This is a genomic window from Kumtagia sp., assembly GCF_059502445.1.
Genome location: NZ_JCACER010000096.1, coordinates 46047 through 62738, shown reverse-complemented (window position 1 = coordinate 62738; position 16692 = coordinate 46047). Strand labels below are relative to the sequence as shown.

Genomic DNA, 16692 nt, shown 5'->3' with positions numbered 1-16692 from the left:
TGATCCCCTATTTCAGCCAGCGCTCGATGCGCAGGAGCGCTTCGGCCATGTCCTCGTGACTGCCTGCATAGGAAAAGCGCATGAAGCGGTTGCCCTGCAGCGTGTCGAAGTCGCGGCCGGGCGTCGCCGCGACATGCGCCTCCGCCAGCATGCGGCGGGCGAAGGCCATGCTGTCATTGGTCAGGGTCGAGACGTCGCAGAAGGCGTAGAAGGCGCCGTCCATGGGGGCTGCCAGGGCGAAACCGAGCTCCGGCAGGCGCCGCATCAGCAGATCGCGGTTCGACGCATAACGCGCCTTCACCCGGTCGAGCTCGGCGCCTGCCCCGAATGCCGCGCAGGCGGCGATCTGCGACAGCTCAGGCGGCGAGATGTAGAGGCTCTGCTGGATCCGCTCCACCGGCCGGACCAGTTTTTCCGGCAGCACCATCCAGCCGATGCGCCATCCGGTCATGCAGTAGTATTTGGAGAAGGAGTTGATGACCACCACGTCGTCGTCGAGCGACAGCGCGGTGACGTCGGGCGCGGTGTAGTTCAGCCGGTGATAGATCTCGTCGGAGATGACGGCGATGCCTAGCGCTCTCGCCTCGGCGAGCAGTGCAGCCATCTCCGCCGGCGGCACCACCGCTCCGGTCGGATTGGCCGGGCTGGCGAACAGCAGCCCGCGCAGCGGCTTGCGCGCATCCGCCGCCGCGAGCTGCCTGGCCGTGAGGAACGGCGCCTCCTCCATCTCCACCTCGACCACGTCGAGGCCGAGCGCCGCCATGATGTTGCGATAGGCGGGATAGCCGGGCGAGGCGATGGCGACCGCGTCGCCGGGGTCGAACATGGCGAGGAAGGCGAGGTTGAAGGCAGCGGACGATCCGGTCGTCACCGCGACCCGTTCCGGCGCCACCTCGACGCCGTAGAGCTCGCGGTAATGCGCGGCGATCGCCACGCGCAGGGCTGCCGTGCCGAGCGCGTCGGTATAGCCGATGCGGCCATGCTCCAGCGCCCGCGCGGCCGCCTCGCGCACCGCAAGCGGTGCCGGATCGGACGGCTGTCCGACCGCCATCGAGATCACCGGAACACCCTCGGCCTTGAGCCGGTTCGCCTCCGCCAGCACGTCCATGGCATGGAACGGCTCGACCTCGCCGCGTCGGGATAGTGCTGTCATTCGCTGTCTGCTCCGTCGTCCGGCGATGCCGCCGCGCCGCACAAATGCCCGATTGATGTGGGGATCACAAGTTCAGGAAAATCGACCCATCGCCTTTTCATCGCTCCACCACTCGGTTACCAGTGCTTGCGGCCATGATCACAACCGGAAAAATCCCCGTCCTGCGCTCGGCTGTCCGGGCCTTCGTCGGCTGCGCCGTCGGCATCGCCATGGGCCTCGCCGCGACCATGCCGGCGCAGGCGCAGGGCAACGTCTCCGTGGTGCGCGACGCCGAGATCGAGGCGCTGGTGCGCGACTATGCCCGGCCGATCTTCAAGGCGGCGGGCCTGAAGTCCAACATCGATATCATCCTGGTCAACGATCCCGGCTTCAACGCCTTCGTCGCCGGGCGCCGCATGTTCATCAACACCGGCGCGCTGATGCAGTCGGAGACCCCGAACGAGATCATCGGCGTGATCGCCCACGAGGCCGGCCACCTCGCCGGCGGCCACCAGGAGCGGCTGCGCGACCAGATCGCGCGGGCGCAAACCATGGCGATCGTCGCTAGCCTGCTCGGCATCGGCGCCATTGCCGCCGGCGCGGCCGCCAATTCCAGCGAGCTCGCCCAGGCCGGCGGCGGCATCGTCATGGGCGGCGGCGAGGCGGCGCGGCGCAGCCTGATGGGCTACCAGCGCACCGAGGAGACCACCGCCGACCGTTCGGCGATCACCTATCTCGAGGCCACCGGCCAGTCGGCCAAGGGCATGCTCAAGACCTTCCAGCGCTTCCAGAACGCGCTGTCGCTCTCCGGCACGCGGGTCGATCCCTACCGGATCAGCCATCCGATGCCGCGCGAGCGCATAGCCAATCTGGAGGCGCTCGCCACCGGCAGCAGATATTTCGATGTCGAGGACCCGCCTGCCCTGCAGCAGCGCCACGACATGATGCGCGCCAAGATCGCCGTCTACACGCAGGGCCAGTCGGCGGCCGCGAGGCTGTTTCGCAAGGCGCCGCAAGGCCTCGCCAACCAGTATGGCGATGCCATGGCGACCTATCTCTACGGCAATCTCCGTTCGGCGCAGAAGAAGACCGAGGCGCTGGTCGGCGCGCAGCCGAAGAACCCCTATTTCCACGAGCTGCTCGGCGATGTGCTGATGAAGGCCAATCGCCCCGGCCAGGCGGCGGAGGCCTATCGGGACGCGGTGCGTCTCGACTCCTACAAATCAGGCATCCTGCGCATCGCGCTCGGGCAGGCGCTGATCGCCACCGGCGATCCCGCCTCGCTGAAGAAGGCGGTGAGCGAGATCAACACCGGGCTGGAGCGCGACCGCGAGAACGCCATGGGCTATCGCTATCTCGCGCAGGCCTACGGGCAGCTCGGCCAGATCCCGGAAGCCGACCTCGCCAGCGCAGAGGGCAACTTCTATGCCGGCAGATATCAGGACGCGAAGGTGTTCGCAGCACGCGCCCAGGCCAAGATGAAGCGCGGCTCGCCCGGCTGGGTGCGGGCGCAGGACATCATCAATTTCAAGATTCCGAGCAAGAAAAGAGGCTAGCGGCAGGCGTATCGCGTCGCCGCGGCAGGAGAACGATTCGATGAACAAGGCAATCCTGCTGGGCGCGACCGGCGTGGTCGTGGCTTTCGCCGCGCTGGCGGTCGGCTTCGCCGCCGGCAGCAAGGCAAACACGGTGCCCGACAATGCCCCGCAGGCGGCGGCAGCCGACCCGGGGCTGGATCGTCCGGCGGTTGAAAGGATCGTCCGCGACTATCTGCTCGCCAATCCGGAGGTGATGCTGGAAGTCCAGACCGCACTGGAGACCAAGCAGCGCGAGCAGCAGCAGCTCGCCAATGTGAAGGTCATCGAGGATTCCAGGGACCTGATCTTCAACTCCGCCCATGACGGGGTGCTCGGCAATCCCCGGGGCAGGGTCACCATCGTCGAGTTCTACGACTACAATTGCGGCTACTGCAAACGCGCCCAGGAGGACATGCTGGCGCTGATCGAGAGCGATCCGGAAGTCCGTTTCGTGCTGAAGGAATTCCCCATCCTCGGAGCCGATTCGCAAAAAGCTCACATCGTCTCGCAGGCCTTTCTGAAGGTGATGCCGGAGAAGTACGACGAGTTCCACAACCGTCTGCTCGCCGCCCAGACCCGCGCCACCGAGGCGAGCGCCGTCCAGCTCGCGGTCTCGCTCGGCGCCGACGAGGCGAAGCTGCGCGAGGCGATGAAGGATCCGGCGATCGGCGAGGCGTTCGAGCAGACCTACGACCTCGCCAACCGCCTGTCGATCACCGGCACCCCGTCTTATGTCGTCGGCAATGAGGTGGTTTTCGGCGCGCTCGGCCGCGAAGTGCTGGCCGAGAAGATCGCGGCTGCGAAAGACTGTCTCGAAACCGCCTGCTGATCCGAAGTCGGGCCGACGCCCTCCTCCGCCTGTGGACAGCGAAAGAACGCGCTTGCGCTCTTTCCGGGGCGGCCTATGCCCTTTATAGAGGTCGCGGTGCCGCAATTCCTGCGGGCGCCGGTGCAAGGTGTTGCTGATTGAAAACGGTCTTCGTCCTCAACGGTCCCAATCTGAACGCGCTGGGAAAGCGCGAGCCCGGGATCTATGGCGGCAAGACGCTTGCCGGGATCGAGGCGGACCTGAAGGCTGCGGCCGAGCCGCTCGGGCTGGCCGTCGACTTCCGCCAGTCCAACCATGAGGGCGACCTGGTGGACTGGCTGCACGAGGCTGCCGACAAGGCGGTCGGCGTGGTTCTCAACGCCGGCGCCTACACACACACCTCCATCGCCCTCCATGACGCGATCCGCGCCGTCGCGCCGTTGCCGGTCATCGAGGTGCATCTTTCCAACATCCACGCGCGCGAGCCGTTCCGGCACAAGTCCATGATCGCTCCGGTCGCCGTGGGAATGATCTGCGGCTTCGGGCCGCTGGGCTATGTGCTGGCGCTGCAGGCGCTCGCCGCTCGGCTCTAGGCAGCCGGCAACAGAAGGGAAAAGGTCTCGAAATGTCGACAAAGAAGACGGATGTTGACCAGCAGCTCATCCGCGATCTCGCCGGTATCCTGAACGACACGAATCTCTCCGAAATCGAAGTCGAGCTCGGCGACCTCAAGCTGCGCGTCGCCCGCCACGCCGCGCCGATCCAGGCCTATGCCGCCCCGCTGCCTGCCGCTCCCGCCGCGGCGGCCGCCGCTGTTGCCGCCCCGGTTCCGGCCGCGGACCTGTCGAAGAACGCCGTTGCCTCGCCGATGGTCGGCACCGCCTATCTGGCGCCCGCGCCGAACGCGAAGGCCTTCATCGAGGTCGGGCAGACGGTACGCGAAGGCCAGACGCTGCTCATCATCGAAGCCATGAAGACGATGAACCAGATCCCCTCGCCGCGCGCCGGCACCGTCACCGCGATTCTGATCGAGGACGCCCAGCCGGTCGAATATGGGATGCCGCTGGTGGTGATCGAGTAGGTTGCCGATGTTCCAGAAGATCCTCATCGCCAACCGCGGCGAGATCGCGCTCAGGGTGCTTCGCGCGGCGAAGGAGCTCGGCATCAAGACCGTCGTCGTGCATTCGACGGCCGACGCCGACGCCATGCATGTGCGGCTCGCCGACGAGAGCGTGTGCATCGGCCCGCCGCCGTCGCGCGAGAGCTATCTCAACATCCACCAGATCGTCGCCGCCTGCGAGATCACCGGCGCCGACGCCGTGCATCCGGGCTACGGCTTCCTGTCGGAGAACGCCAAGTTCGCCGACATCCTGGCCGCCCACCACATCACCTTCATCGGCCCCTCGGCCGAGCACATCCGCATCATGGGCGACAAGATCGAGGCCAAGCGCACGGCCAGGCGGCTCGGCATCCCTTGTGTTCCCGGCTCCGACGGGGCGGTCTCCGACGAGACCGAGGCCAAGCGGCTGGCGGCCGACATCGGCTACCCGGTGATCATCAAGGCGGCCGCCGGCGGCGGCGGACGCGGCATGAAGGTGGCGCGCACCGAGGCCGATCTCGTCGAGGCGCTGCATACCGCACGCACCGAGGCGGGTGCCGCCTTCGGCGACGATTCCGTCTACATCGAGAAGTACCTGGAAAAGCCGCGTCACATCGAGCTGCAGGTGTTCGGCGACGGCGCCGGCAAGGGTGTGCATCTCGGCGAACGCGACTGCTCGCTGCAGCGCCGCCACCAGAAGGTGTGGGAGGAAGCGCTGTCGCCGGCGCTGAACGAGTCGGAACGCGCACGCATCGGCGACATCTGCGCCAACGCCGTGGCCGAGCTCGGCTATTCCGGCGCCGGCACCATCGAGTTCCTCTACGAGAACGGCGAGTTCTATTTCATCGAGATGAACACGCGCCTGCAGGTCGAGCATCCGGTGACGGAGGCGATCACGGGCCTGGACCTCGTGCACGAGCAGATCCGGGTGGCGTCGGGCGGCGGCCTGTCGGTAAGGCAGGAGGACGTGAAGTTCCAGGGCCACGCCATCGAATGCCGCATCAACGCCGAGGATCCGCGCACCTTCACGCCGTCGCCCGGCACCATAACCCATTTCCACACGCCCGGCGGGCTCGGCATCCGCGTCGATTCCGGCGTCTATTCCGGCTATCGCATACCGCCCTACTACGACAGCCTGATCGGCAAGCTGATCGTGCACGGCCGCAACCGGGTTGAATGCATGATGCGGCTGCGCCGGGCGCTCGACGAGTTCGTGGTCGACGGCATCAAGACGACGCTGCCGCTGTTCCGCGAGCTGGTCGGCAACAGCGACATCGCCAATGGCGACTACGACATCCACTGGCTGGAAAAACATCTCGCGGAGAGCGCCTGACGCGCTGGGTCCCATGGCACGCCCGTTTGCGCCCGGCCATCGCATCCCGACCGACCTGCTGTTGAAAGCCTATGCCTCGGGTGTCTTCCCGATGGCCGAAAGCTCGGATGATCCGGAAGTCTTCTGGGTACGGCCGGAAGCGCGGGGCATCCTGCCGCTCGACGCTTTCCACGTATCGAAAAGCCTGCGCAGGACCGTGCGGCGCCATCCCTTCGACATCCGCGTCGACACCGACTTTGCCGGCGTGATCGACGCCTGCGCCGAGACGCGCGCGGGCAGGCATTCCACCTGGATCAACGCACCCATCCGCGAGGCCTATGTGGAATTGAACCGGATCGGCCACGCCCATTCGGTGGAAGCCTGGCGTGAGGAAAAACTGGTCGGCGGCCTTTATGGGGTGACGCTGGGCCGCGCCTTCTTCGGCGAAAGCATGTTTTCGCGCGAGACCGACGCCTCGAAGGTCTGCCTGGTGCATCTGGTGGAGCGGCTGCGCGCGCGCGGCTTCGTGCTGCTCGACACGCAGTTCACCACCGAGCATCTGAAATCGTTCGGAGCGATCGACGTGCCGCGGCGCAAATACGAGACGATGCTGGAAGAGGCGCTGCGGGGCGCTGCGCGTTTTTATCCGTAGAGAGGCCTGGCACCGCTCTTCCTGTGCCCTCCGCCCGCCCCACTCAGTTCGTCTTGCTCGCCTCGGGCGCCGGCACGTCGGAGTTCTGCTTGCAGCTCTTCAGCCAGACGTCATAGACGGCGTGCTCGACGGCGTTGAGCCCCGGGCTCTCGGCGAACATCCAGCCGGTGAAGATACGCCGGATCTTTCGGTCAAGCGTGATCTCGTCGACCTCGACGAAGGAGTCGGTCTTCGGCTCCTCCTCCTTCGCCCGCGAGTAGCAGACGCGCGGCGTCACCTGCAGCGCGCCGAACTGCACCGTTTCGTTGATATAGACGTCGAAGGTGATGATGCGGCCGGTGATCTTGTCGACGCCGGTGAATTCGGCCACCGGATTGGTGAGGCGCTCGGCCTGCGCCGAGGGCGGCGCGCAACAGACGCCCACCGTCAGGCTCGCGGCTGTGAAAGCTGCGAGCTTGGCCCCGTGCAGGGTCGAGAAAAGCGTCATCATCGATGATTCCGGACTGTGCCTGCCTGAAAACCCTGACTGGCGTATCGCGCCGTCAAGGTCAACATGCCGTTAACCCCGGATTGTGGCGACACCGAAGCGCCCGATCACCCGCCCGGCGTCCAGGCGTCGTAATCGCCGGTGACCTGCGGCCGGCGCAGGCCGTGCGCCAGCGAGCCCTTGGGCCGGTAGGCGGCGGGGCTTCCGGTCAGGTTCGGCTCGTGCAGCTTCTGCCAGTCGCGCGCCTTGTATGTCTCCTGCGACGGCGCGACATCCACCCGGTGATGGATCCAGCCGTGCCAGCCTGGCGGAATGCGCGAGGCTTCCGACACGCCGTTGTAGATCACCCAGCGCCGGGTGCGGCCGTCGGAATTGATGCCGCCTTCGTAATAGGTGTTGCCGAATTCGTCCTGCCCCACCTTGTTGCCGTAGCGCCAGGTGTGGAAGCGCGTGCCGAGCGTTTGGCCGTTCCACCAGGTAAAGAACTGGGCAAGGAAATTCTTCATCACGTCCCTCGGCCGCCGGCGCGACTGCGCCCGTCAAAACCAGGCTCGTTATGGCCTCGCCGCGCGGGCGTTGCAAGTGCGGCGTTGCGTTGCATTCGCAATCGGCAGGTGCCGCCTGCTTGGCGTCCCGACGTGGAGCCCGGCCGCCAAAACCTTGCTCAAACTTCCGCCGGATTTCAGGCGCCAATCGGCGTTACCCCAAAACGGGATCCGATCCCGTACCAGCAGAGGCAATGATGATCTCCGACTCGATCGCCCGGCAGGGGAGCTGGCTGTTCCGCCGGCGCAGCTACGTGATCCTCGGCTTCGCGCCGATCTTCCTGTTCGTGGCCACGCAGCCGGAACCGATAGAGATGCATTTCGGCGCCCTTGCCGACAGTCTGTACGAAAGCGCCTGCATCCTGCTCGCCTTCGCCGGGCTCGCCATCCGTGCCGCCACCGTCGGCTTCGTGCCGGCCGGCACGTCGGGCCGCAACACCCAGCGCCAGATCGCCGAGACGCTGAACACCACCGGGCTTTATTCGCTGACGCGCAATCCGCTTTACTTCGGCAACGCGGTGACGATGACGGCAATTGCCCTGTTCTCGCAGGACGTTTTCGTCGTGCTGCTGATGCTGCTCTTCCAGGTGGTCTATCACGAGCGGATCATCGCCACGGAGGAGAGGTTCCTGGGCGAGAAGTTCGGGCATCGCTATGCCGACTGGGCGGCGCGCGTTCCCGCCTTCTTCCCGCGCCTGACCGGTTGGGTGCCGCCCGCCCTTCCCTTTTCGCTGAAGAACGTTCTCCGGCGCGAATATTCGAGCTTCTTCGCCATCGTGGCGATCTTCTTCACGCTCGATCAGGTGCGCGAGGTGCTGGCCGAGAGGCACACGGCGATAGACCCGGCCTGGCTTGCCGCGCTCACCGGCGGCGCCGCGGTCTATGTCGGTCTGCGCTGGCTGAAGAAGCGCACGAAACTCCTGAAGGTCGTCGGCCGCTGACGGCGTCTCAGTCGAGCCGTTTCTCGTAGACCAGCGCCGGAATGGCGAAGGTCGAGCCGCCGCAATTCACGGTATCGCCGGTCGGCCGGAAGCCGTTGGCCTGATAGAAGGCAACGGCTTCGCTATTGGCTTGTTCGACCTCCAGGCGAACCGTGCGGGCATCCGGAAAACTGTCCTCGATCTCGTGCAGCAACTGCTTTCCCAGTCCCCTGCCCTGGAAAGCCGGTCGGACATAGAGCTGGTAGAGGATCAGAACCTTCGGGTCCGTGGTGGCCGCCGCGAAAGCCATGCCGCCGAGCCGGCGGCCGTCGTCGGCCACCAGGAACTCGCCGTTCGGGCGTTTCAGGCGCGCCGCCAGCGACTCGATCGAATGCCAGTCGTCGGTGATCTCGGTGACGCGCTCGTGCCCGTAGATCGAATCATAGGTGGCATGCCAGGTCTCGACCAGGAGGTCGCGCACCGCCGGCAGGTCGCGTTCGCTGGCGGTGCGGATGAACACGGAAGCTAGTCCTCGATACCGAGCTTGGCCTTCACCAGCGCGTTGACCGCCTGCGGGTTGGCCTTGCCGCCCGTCGCCTTCATCACCTGGCCGACGAACCAGCCGGCCAGGCTCGGCTTGGCCTTCGCCTGCTCGACCTTGTCGGGGTTTGCCGCGATCACCTCGGCCACCGCCTTCTCGATGGCGCCGGTGTCGGTGACCTGCTTCATGCCGCGGCTTTCGACCAGCGCCTTCGGGTCGCCGCCCTCGCTCCAGACGATCTCGAACAGATCCTTGGCGATTTTGCCGGAGATCGTACCTTCCCTGATCAGGTCGACGATGGCGCCGAGCTGATCGGGCGAAACCGGCGACTCTTCAATGGTTTTGCCGGCCTTGTTCAAGGCGCCGAGCAGGTCGTTGATCACCCAGTTGGCGGCCGTCTTGCCGTCGCGGCCGGCCGCCACCTTCTCGAAATAGTCGGCGATCGCCTTCTCCGAAACGAGGATCGAGGCGTCGTAGGCGGAAAGCCCTAGCGAGGCGATCAGGCGCGTGCGCTTGTCGTCGGGCAGTTCAGGCAGGTAGCCGGCCAGCGCGTCGACATAGGCCTGGTCGAATTCGAGCGGCAGCAAATCCGGGTCGGGGAAATAGCGGTAGTCGTGCGCCTCCTCCTTGGAGCGCATCGAGCGCGTCTCGCCCTTGTTCGGGTCGAACAGCCGCGTCTCCTGGTCGATCTTGCCGCCGTCCTCGAGGATCGCGATCTGGCGGCGCGCCTCATAGTCGATCGCCTGGCCGACGAAGCGGATGGAGTTGACGTTCTTGATCTCGCAGCGCGTGCCGAAGCCCTCGCCCGGGCGGCGCACCGACACGTTGACGTCGGCGCGCATGGAGCCCTCGTCCATGTTGCCGTCGCAGGTGCCGAGATAGCGCACGATGGTTCTGAGCTTGGTCAGATAGGCCTTGGCCTCGTCGGCCGAGCGCATGTCCGGCTTCGACACGATCTCCATCAGCGCCACGCCGGAGCGGTTCAGATCGACATAGGACATGGTCGGGTGCTGGTCGTGCATCGACTTGCCGGCGTCCTGCTCCAGATGCAGCCGCTCGATGCCCACCTCGATCTCCTCGAACTGGCCTTTCGAATCCGGCCCGACCGACACCGCCACGATGCCCTCGCCGACGATCGGCTGCTTGTACTGCGAGATCTGGTAGCCCTGCGGCAGGTCCGGGTAAAAATAATTCTTGCGGTCGAACACCGATTTCAGGTTGATCTGCGCCTTCAGCCCGAGGCCGGTGCGGATCGCCTGGCGTACGCATTCCTCGTTGATCACCGGCAGCATGCCGGGCATGGCCGCGTCGACCAGGCTGACATTGGCGTTGGGCGCCGCGCCGAATGCGGTCGATGCCCCCGAGAACAGCTTCGCCTCGGAGGTGACTTGCGCATGCACCTCAAGGCCGATGATCACCTCCCAGTCGCCGGTGGCGCCGGGGATCAGTCGCTTTGGATCGGGCGTGCGGGTGTCGATGATGGTCATGCCGGCCTGCGGAAAGTGGAAGTCACGCTTGAAGTGATTTTGAACCGGCCATCTCGCTAGTGCAAACCGGCCGGTGACGCAAGCATTTGGCCGGTCCAAGCCGCGCCTTGCCCCTTGATCCCGCGGCTTCTCTGGCGTTTCGGCGGCATGTCCCCTATAGTCCGCCGCATCCAATGGAGAGTGGATGTCCACTTACGCTCAGTCCCGGTAACGCCCTGACCTCTTCAAGAGGCAGGGCAGAAAACCTGAACCACCGCGCCGCGAAGCCTTGCGGCCGCGGTTTTTTGTTTTGGCCGCTTGGCCAGGTTTTCACGGAATTGAGACATGGACATTTCGCGCACCGAACAGCGCATTCTCCACCTGCTCGCCCAGGGCGGGCGCATCGAAGTCGAAAAGAACGAGAAGAGACGGATCGAGGCGATCCGTTGCCTGACCCGCGACGGCTGGCGCTATCCCGACCTCGATCTCGCGCTCTTCCGCAAGCTCAAGCGCAAGCGGGCGATCGCCTCGTCGGAAAGCGGACCCTACCGCATCACGCGGCGCGGGCTCGAACTCGTGCGCGCGGAACTGGACAACCGGTAACGAGCAAGGCCGGCACGCCGGATGGCCTGCGTGCCGGGCTTGGACCGTCGTCAGAACTTCAGCTTCACGCTGCCCGACACGGCGCTGACGAGATCGTCGCCGAAGTCATAGGCGACGTCGGTGCCGTAGCTGATGCCATCGCTCTCCACCACGCCGGAAGAACCGCTGGTCAGGATGCCGACCGAGCCGCCCAGCCTGAATTCGAGATTCTGGTTGGGCGTGTAGGAGCCGCCGGCGCTGAGCAGCCAGGTGTCGGTCTGCGTACCAAGCCCGGTCGAGGTGCCGCGGTCCCAGGTGATAGAGGCGGCGCCGCTCAGCTTGTCGGTGAAGGCGTGGCCGATACCGGCCTGCACGGTCCAGCCGTCGCGATAGAGCAGGTCGAGCGAGGTCGCCCGGTTGGCTCGCGTACAGTTGTCGATACCAGCCGCTTTGATGGCCGTCGGGCAGAAAACGATGGACTGAAGCACGCTCCAGTCGACCCATTTGACCGAGCCGAAGGCCAGCCACCCGGGCGCGATGCCGGATTGCACTTTGAATTCGACGGACTGCGGCATCGAGGCGGTGCCGAACACATCGGTGGTCGTTCCAAGCAGTGGATTGCCGGGTTGAAGGAAGCCCGGCACTTCGGTCAGATCGAGCGTGCCGGTAACCTCGCCGAGATCGACCTCGGAATTGTAGACGAGGCTCGCTCTGAAGGCGATCTCCTCGATCTCATACGCGATACCGGCGCGCCAGCCGACACCGTCGGCGGCAAGATCCAGACGGCCCACGCCATTACCGAACGCGTCGGTGCCGGTGATCGTCGGCACCGGCAGCACGAGGCGCTCCTTGAAGCCGTCCAGTTCCTGATAGAAGACGCCGCCGAGAACCCGAAACTGCCCCTTGCCGAGATCGGTCTTGTAGGAGCAGGTCGCGGCGTAGTTGTCGCTGTTGACCTTGGTCTCGATGTTGCTGTTGGCGCCCATCCAGTCGGCACCCGGCTTCGAATGGGCGCCCCAGGGCTGCGAATAGTCGATCATGCAGTCAACAGCCTCAGCGGCCCCGACCTTCAATCCAATGCGCGGAACCCAGTAATCCTCGTTGTCGCGCACACCATCCGTCGCGCCGCCGCCGATCCCGTTCGATCCGATGCCGTCCAGCGGATTGGTGTCGCGGACATTCTTCAACTCCCTCTGCGGCATGATGTAGGCCGCCGTCGCGTCCGCGGCGAAGCGCGACGGATCGAACAGAAGGTCGATGTTGTAGCCGCCGCGTTCGAGACCTCCGGCCAGTGCCGAACCGACGGAAGCCATCGATACGCACCCGGCCCCGACCAGCGCGGTCACAAGTGTTTTTCTCATTGAAAGTCTCTCCCCAGGGTCTCCCCGGCAACCTTGAGCGAAATCCGGGCGGGCGTGCAACTCGGTTTTTCCACCCGGCGGCGGCGCGGCCTCGAGCATTATCCGCAGACCCTGCCGCAGAGGTCGAAAATCGGCCGATTTTGGCGCCGATTCGTTTGAAAATGATAGAAAAACGCTTGGCCGCGGCCGAAAATCCGGCCGATTCCCCCGCTTTTCGCCCGTCTGTCGCATTGTGGCAACATTCGGGCGAAAAATGTGCGCCGCGGCGCCTTACTTTGCGGAAGTTCTGGCGCCGCGCCGAGCTTTCGGGCAAGAACGGTGCGCCGAATCGGCGGACCGTTCCGCGTTCAGCCGCCGGTGTCCCGCACCCGCGACAGCGCCGTTGCCAGCTTCTCCTGGATCGCCTGGTATTCGGCCAGCTTCTCCCGCTCCGCCTCGACCACTTCCGGCGCCGCATTGGCCACGAAGCGCTCGTTCGACAGCTTCTTGTGCAGCCGCGCGATCTCCTCGGTCACCCTGGCGAGCTCCTTCTGCAGCCTGGCGGATTCGGCGGCGAGGTCGATCAGCCCGCCGAGCGGCAGGCAGATCGTCGCCTCGCCGAGCACGATCTGGGCGGAGGCGGCCGGCGGCGCATCGGCATGCGCCACGGCGTCGACACGCGCCAGCCGCTTGATCGCCGCGTCGTGGCGCACCAGCCGCTGGCGGGTCGTGGCGTCGGCGCCGACCACGACCAGCGGCGCGACCGCGCCCGCCGGCACGTTCATCTCCGAGCGGACCGAGCGGATGCCGGAAACCAGCTCGATGAGCCAGTTGATCTCCGCCGCCGCGACATGGTCCTCGAACTCCGGCTCCGGCCAGCGGGCGTGGCAGAGCAGGGTCGGCCGTTCCCGCCCCTCGCCGGCGGTGACCGCCCACAACTCCTCGGTCATGAACGGCATCATCGGGTGCAGCAGCTTGTAGATCTCGTCGAGCACGAAGGCGGCGACCGCTTGGCTCTCCGCCTTGGCCGCCTCGTCCGTGCCGGTGAAGATCGGCTTCAGCAGCTCCAGATACCAGTCGCAGAACTCGTTCCAGACGAAGCGGTAGGCCGCCCCCGCCGCCTCGTTGAAGCGATAGCTGGTGATGCCCTCGGTGATGGCGCGGGCCGCGCGCGTCAGCTCGGTCAGGATCCAGCGGTTGACCGTCAGCTTGGCGTCCTGCAGCCAGACGTCGTCGTTGCGGGCGACCCCGTTAATCGCGGCGAAGCGCGTGGCATTCCACAGCTTCGTGCCGAAGTTGCGGTAGCCGGCGATGCGGGCCGGATCGAGCTTCACGTCCCTGCCCTGCGCGGCCATGATGGTCAGCGTGAAGCGCAGCGCGTCGGCGCCGTATTCGCTGATCAGGTCGAGCGGGTCGATGACATTGCCCTTCGACTTCGACATCTTGGCGCCGCTCTTGTCGCGCACCAGCGCATGCACATAGACCGTGTGGAACGGCTCCTCGTCCATGAAGTGCAGGCCCATCATCATCATGCGGGCGACCCAGAAGAAGATGATATCGAAGCCGGTCACCAGCACGTCGGTCTGGTAGTAGGTGGCAAGTTCCTTGGTCTTGTCCGGCCAGCCCAGCGTCGAGAACGGCCACAGCGCCGAGGAGAACCAGGTGTCGAGCACGTCCTCGTCGCGGATGAGGATCTCGCCCGGCTTGAAGTTCTCCAGCTTGTCCTCGACCCAGGCCTTCCACGGCCCTTCCAGGGCAAGGTAGTATTCGATCGCCGCGTCCAGCGCCTCCTGCTCGGTCTTCTCGACGAAGACATGCCCGTCCGGCCCGTACCAGGCGGGGATCTGGTGGCCCCACCACAATTGCCGCGAGATGCACCAGGGCTGGATGTTCTCCATCCAGTCGAAATAGGTCTTTTCCCAGGTCTTCGGCACGAAGCGGGTGGCGCCGTCGCGCACCGAGGCGATGGCCGGTTTCGCCAGCTCGGCCGCGTTCACGTACCATTGGTCGGTCAGGAAGGGCTCGATCGGCACGCCGCCGCGGTCGCCATGCGGCACGGCGTGGCGGTGCGGCTCGATTTTGGCGAGGAAACCGCCCTCCTCCATGATCTGGACGATGAGCTTGCGCGCCTCGAAGCGGTCGAGCCCGTCGAGTTGGTCCCACAGCCGCGCGCGCTCCGGCGTGACGTCCAGGCCGGCGAGGAAGTCGTCATTGTCCTTCAGCGCGACCCGCGCCTCGACGGTCAGGATGTTGATCGCCGGCAGCTTTTGGCGGCGGCCGACCTCGAAGTCGTTGAAGTCGTGCGCCGGCGTGATCTTGACCGCGCCGGTCCCCTTTTCCGGGTCCGAATACTCGTCGGCGACCACGGGAATCCTGCGGCCGACGATCGGCAGCACCACCTCGCGGCCGACGAGATCGCGATAGCGCTCGTCGCCGGGGTGGACGGCAACGCCGGTGTCGCCCAGCATGGTCTCGGGCCGGGTCGTCGCGACGGTTATGTAGGTCGCCGGGTTCTCCGGATCGAAGACGGCGTCGGCGACGGGATAACGGAAATGCCAGAGGTTGCCGTCGACCTCCTTCTGCTCGACCTCCAGGTCGGAGACGGCCGTCAGCAGCTTCGGATCCCAGTTGACCAGCCGCTTGTCGCGATAGATGAGCCCTTCCTTGTAAAGCCGCACGAAAACTTCGAGAACGGCTTCCGACAGGCCCTCGTCCATGGTGAAGCGCTCGCGCGACCAGTCGCAGGAGGCGCCGAGCCGCTGCAGCTGATGCATGATCGAGCCGCCCGACTGCTCTTTCCAGGTCCAGACCCGGCTGACGAACTCGTCGCGGCCGATGTCCCGGCGCGAGATGCCGCTGGCGGCGAGCTGGCGCTCGACCACCATTTGCGTGGCGATGCCGGCATGGTCCATGCCCGGCTGCCACAGCACGTTCTTGCCGCGCATGCGCTCGAAGCGCACGAGCACGTCCTGCAACGTGTTGTTGAGCGCATGGCCCATATGCAGCGAGCCCGTCACATTGGGCGGCGGGATGACGATGGTGAACGGCTCGGCGCCGGGCTCGGAGCCCGCGCCGGCGCGGAAGGCGCCCTCCGCTTCCCAGCGTTCGGCGATCCGCGGCTCGACGGCCTTCGCGTCATAGGTCTTTTCAAGCATGGGGCGCCCGCGCTTCTGCGATTGGTGGAAAGTCCGCTCTAAAGCGGAAGGGTCTGGCCAAGTCAACCGCCAGCGCCTCAGGCAGTTCCCTTCGACGACGCACATCCGGCGAATGACCGCGGTTCCAGCCGTCTATCAGCTCCAGCGGCGCACGTGCTCGACGAGGGCCCGCAGCTTCGGCGCCATGTTGCGCCGCTGCGGGTAATAGAGGAAAAACCCTGGAAAGGGCGGTAAAAACTCCTCGAGCAGCCAGACCAGCTCGCCTCTGTCCACATAGGGCTGGAACGTCTCGCGCGGCGCGAAGGTGATGCCGGCGCCGCACAGCGCGGTCCGCAGCATCAGGCGAAGATCGTTGGTGGTGACCTGCGGCTCGACTGCAACATCGAAGGCGGCGCCGTTCTCCTCGAATTCCCAGCGGTGCGGCGCGACGTTGGGCGCGCGCCGCCAGCCGATGCAGCGATGGTGGACCAGTTCGCGCGGATGGGTCGGCGCGCCATGCGCCGCAAGATAGGTTGGCGCCGCCACCACCGCTTCGCGCTGGTCGCCGGTCACCGGCACGGCGATCATGTCCTGCTCGATCACCTCGCCGAGCCTGACGCCGGCGTCGAAACCGGCCGCCACGATATCGAACTCCTCGTCCGTCACCGTCACGTCGATGGTCACGGCCGGATAGGCCTCGGCAAAGCCGGCGAGCAGCGGCCCCGACAGGAAGGTCTCGGCGATCGAGGTGACCGCCAGCTTCAACAGCCCCCGCGGCTGGTCCTCGGCCGCCACACGTTCCAGCGCGCCCATTATGTCGGACATGGGCCGAGAAAGTGCGACGCGCAGCCGCTCGCCGGCCTCGGTAAGCCGCACCGAGCGCGTGGTGCGCGTCACCAGCGTCACGCCGACGCCATCCTCCAGCCTCCGGATGCCCTGGCTCACGGCCGAGCGTGTCACCCCCAGACGGTCGGCGGCGGCGCGGAAATTGGCTTCCTCGGCGACGGCTTGGAACAGCGGCAAGAGGTTCATGTCGACGTTCATCGTCAAGCCTGACTAACCATCCAGTCAACAAACGGATAGATACCCGCGACAGC

Annotated in this window: 16 protein-coding genes; 8 read left to right on the top strand and 8 right to left on the bottom strand. The window is 66.0% G+C overall.

Annotated features, from left to right (window positions below; all coding sequences use genetic code 11):
* Positions 1-7 precede the first annotated feature (7 nt).
* Positions 8-1153, bottom strand: coding sequence for a pyridoxal phosphate-dependent aminotransferase (locus AC5JDC_RS24535; RefSeq protein WP_495845438.1), 1146 nt, complete (start codon positions 1151-1153; stop codon positions 8-10).
* Positions 1154-1287: 134 nt separating this feature from the next.
* Here AC5JDC_RS24535 and AC5JDC_RS24530 point away from each other — a divergent pair, with 134 nt between their 5' ends.
* The 6 genes from AC5JDC_RS24530 (at position 1288) to aat (ending at position 6580) form a co-directional block, all read left to right on the top strand.
* Positions 1288-2688, top strand: coding sequence for a M48 family metalloprotease (locus AC5JDC_RS24530; RefSeq protein WP_495845436.1), 1401 nt, complete (start codon positions 1288-1290; stop codon positions 2686-2688).
* A 40-nt stretch (positions 2689-2728) separates the two neighbouring features.
* Positions 2729-3538 (top strand): DsbA family protein, encoded by an 810-nt coding sequence (locus AC5JDC_RS24525; RefSeq protein ID WP_495845434.1) that lies wholly within the window; start codon positions 2729-2731, stop codon positions 3536-3538.
* Between the two features lie 137 nt (positions 3539-3675).
* Complete coding sequence (aroQ, locus tag AC5JDC_RS24520) at positions 3676-4110, top strand: type II 3-dehydroquinate dehydratase (RefSeq protein WP_495845432.1); 435 nt, start codon at positions 3676-3678, stop codon at positions 4108-4110.
* Positions 4111-4142: 32 nt separating this feature from the next.
* On the top strand, positions 4143-4598 hold the full coding sequence (gene accB / locus AC5JDC_RS24515; protein ID WP_106772493.1) for an acetyl-CoA carboxylase biotin carboxyl carrier protein: 456 nt from the start codon (positions 4143-4145) through the stop codon (positions 4596-4598).
* Positions 4599-4605: 7 nt separating this feature from the next.
* Complete coding sequence (accC, locus tag AC5JDC_RS24510; protein WP_106772494.1) at positions 4606-5949, top strand: acetyl-CoA carboxylase biotin carboxylase subunit; 1344 nt, start codon at positions 4606-4608, stop codon at positions 5947-5949.
* Positions 5950-5962: 13 nt separating this feature from the next.
* Positions 5963-6580 (top strand): leucyl/phenylalanyl-tRNA--protein transferase, encoded by a 618-nt coding sequence (aat, locus tag AC5JDC_RS24505; protein ID WP_106772495.1) that lies wholly within the window; start codon positions 5963-5965, stop codon positions 6578-6580.
* 43 nt (positions 6581-6623) lie between these two features.
* Here aat and AC5JDC_RS24500 read toward each other — a convergent pair whose 3' ends face one another.
* Both AC5JDC_RS24500 and AC5JDC_RS24495 read right to left on the bottom strand, forming a co-directional pair.
* Positions 6624-7067, bottom strand: a complete 444-nt coding sequence (locus tag AC5JDC_RS24500; RefSeq protein WP_495845792.1) for a DUF2155 domain-containing protein — start codon at positions 7065-7067, stop codon at positions 6624-6626.
* Positions 7068-7174: 107 nt separating this feature from the next.
* On the bottom strand, positions 7175-7573 hold the full coding sequence (locus tag AC5JDC_RS24495) for an NADH:ubiquinone oxidoreductase subunit NDUFA12 (protein WP_106772496.1): 399 nt from the start codon (positions 7571-7573) through the stop codon (positions 7175-7177).
* 233 nt (positions 7574-7806) lie between these two features.
* On the opposite strand from AC5JDC_RS24495, the gene AC5JDC_RS24490 reads away from it, so the two are divergent.
* Positions 7807-8553 carry a methyltransferase family protein gene (locus AC5JDC_RS24490; RefSeq protein ID WP_245428416.1) on the top strand — a complete coding sequence of 249 codons (747 nt, stop codon included), beginning with the start codon at positions 7807-7809 and terminating at the stop codon, positions 8551-8553.
* Between the two features lie 7 nt (positions 8554-8560).
* On the opposite strand, the gene AC5JDC_RS24485 is transcribed toward AC5JDC_RS24490, so the two are convergent.
* Positions 8561-9052 carry a GNAT family N-acetyltransferase gene (locus AC5JDC_RS24485; protein WP_106772497.1) on the bottom strand — a complete coding sequence of 164 codons (492 nt, stop codon included), beginning with the start codon at positions 9050-9052 and terminating at the stop codon, positions 8561-8563.
* Between the two features lie 5 nt (positions 9053-9057).
* Positions 9058-10560 (bottom strand): Asp-tRNA(Asn)/Glu-tRNA(Gln) amidotransferase subunit GatB, encoded by a 1503-nt coding sequence (gene gatB, locus AC5JDC_RS24480; protein ID WP_495845426.1) that lies wholly within the window; start codon positions 10558-10560, stop codon positions 9058-9060.
* Positions 10561-10884: 324 nt separating this feature from the next.
* On the opposite strand from gatB, the gene AC5JDC_RS24475 reads away from it, so the two are divergent.
* Complete coding sequence (locus tag AC5JDC_RS24475; RefSeq protein WP_106772499.1) at positions 10885-11142, top strand: YjhX family toxin; 258 nt, start codon at positions 10885-10887, stop codon at positions 11140-11142.
* Positions 11143-11192: 50 nt separating this feature from the next.
* Here the strand turns inward: AC5JDC_RS24475 and AC5JDC_RS24470 are convergent, their stop codons facing one another.
* The 3 genes from AC5JDC_RS24470 to AC5JDC_RS24460 all read right to left on the bottom strand — a co-directional run bounded on the left by AC5JDC_RS24470 (position 11193) and on the right by AC5JDC_RS24460 (position 16639).
* Positions 11193-12482 (bottom strand): OmpP1/FadL family transporter, encoded by a 1290-nt coding sequence (locus tag AC5JDC_RS24470; protein ID WP_495845790.1) that lies wholly within the window; start codon positions 12480-12482, stop codon positions 11193-11195.
* A 347-nt stretch (positions 12483-12829) separates the two neighbouring features.
* Complete coding sequence (locus tag AC5JDC_RS24465; RefSeq protein ID WP_495845423.1) at positions 12830-15616, bottom strand: valine--tRNA ligase; 2787 nt, start codon at positions 15614-15616, stop codon at positions 12830-12832.
* Positions 15617-15751: 135 nt separating this feature from the next.
* Positions 15752-16639, bottom strand: a complete 888-nt coding sequence (locus tag AC5JDC_RS24460; RefSeq protein WP_495845420.1) for a LysR family transcriptional regulator — start codon at positions 16637-16639, stop codon at positions 15752-15754.
* Positions 16640-16692 lie beyond the last annotated feature (53 nt).

What these genes read in the sequence shown, in the direction of transcription:
- AC5JDC_RS24535 (WP_495845438.1), bottom strand. Translation starts at nt 1,153, where the DNA reads ATGACAGCACTATCCCGACGCGGCGAGGTCGAGCCGTTCCATGCCATG.
- accB (WP_106772493.1), top strand. Translation starts at nt 4,143, where the DNA reads ATGTCGACAAAGAAGACGGATGTTGACCAGCAGCTCATCCGCGATCTC.
- AC5JDC_RS24475 (WP_106772499.1), top strand. Translation starts at nt 10,885, where the DNA reads ATGGACATTTCGCGCACCGAACAGCGCATTCTCCACCTGCTCGCCCAG.
- aat (WP_106772495.1), top strand. Translation starts at nt 5,963, where the DNA reads ATGGCACGCCCGTTTGCGCCCGGCCATCGCATCCCGACCGACCTGCTG.
- AC5JDC_RS24525 (WP_495845434.1), top strand. Translation starts at nt 2,729, where the DNA reads ATGAACAAGGCAATCCTGCTGGGCGCGACCGGCGTGGTCGTGGCTTTC.
- AC5JDC_RS24470 (WP_495845790.1), bottom strand. Translation starts at nt 12,482, where the DNA reads ATGAGAAAAACACTTGTGACCGCGCTGGTCGGGGCCGGGTGCGTATCG.
- AC5JDC_RS24460 (WP_495845420.1), bottom strand. Translation starts at nt 16,639, where the DNA reads ATGAACGTCGACATGAACCTCTTGCCGCTGTTCCAAGCCGTCGCCGAG.
- gatB (WP_495845426.1), bottom strand. Translation starts at nt 10,560, where the DNA reads ATGACCATCATCGACACCCGCACGCCCGATCCAAAGCGACTGATCCCC.
- accC (WP_106772494.1), top strand. Translation starts at nt 4,606, where the DNA reads ATGTTCCAGAAGATCCTCATCGCCAACCGCGGCGAGATCGCGCTCAGG.
- AC5JDC_RS24500 (WP_495845792.1), bottom strand. Translation starts at nt 7,067, where the DNA reads ATGACGCTTTTCTCGACCCTGCACGGGGCCAAGCTCGCAGCTTTCACA.
- AC5JDC_RS24490 (WP_245428416.1), top strand. Translation starts at nt 7,807, where the DNA reads ATGATGATCTCCGACTCGATCGCCCGGCAGGGGAGCTGGCTGTTCCGC.
- AC5JDC_RS24530 (WP_495845436.1), top strand. Translation starts at nt 1,288, where the DNA reads ATGATCACAACCGGAAAAATCCCCGTCCTGCGCTCGGCTGTCCGGGCC.
- AC5JDC_RS24465 (WP_495845423.1), bottom strand. Translation starts at nt 15,616, where the DNA reads ATGCTTGAAAAGACCTATGACGCGAAGGCCGTCGAGCCGCGGATCGCC.
- AC5JDC_RS24495 (WP_106772496.1), bottom strand. Translation starts at nt 7,573, where the DNA reads ATGAAGAATTTCCTTGCCCAGTTCTTTACCTGGTGGAACGGCCAAACG.